Genomic DNA, 308 nt, shown 5'->3' on the forward strand with positions numbered 1-308 from the left:
GCTCATAACACTAATAATTCGATGGTGGTTTCTAATGAGCGCTTAGTTGCAACCTTGGGTGTGGATGATCTGATTATTGTCGATACAAAGGATGCTTTAATGGTGGCTCATAAGGATGCCATTCAAGATGTTAAGCAGTTGGTTAACTCAATCAAGGATGCTGGTAGAGAAGAGCATAAAGTGCACCGGGAAGTTTACCGTCCGTGGGGTAAATACGACTCTATTGATAATGGCGCGCGCTATCAGGTTAAACGCATTACGGTTAAACCCGGTGAAAAATTATCGGTACAAATGCATCATCACCGTGC

Annotated in this window: 1 pseudogene; it reads left to right on the plus strand. The window is 43.2% G+C overall.

The window, feature by feature from the left end:
• Window positions 1-21: 21 nt before the first annotated feature.
• Window positions 22-308, plus strand: a pseudogene (locus Q4528_RS13285) (hypothetical protein); the annotation flags it as partial.

Source organism: Staphylococcus pasteuri, from assembly GCF_030547725.1.
Classification (GTDB): Bacteria; Bacillota; Bacilli; order Staphylococcales; family Staphylococcaceae; genus Staphylococcus; species Staphylococcus pasteuri.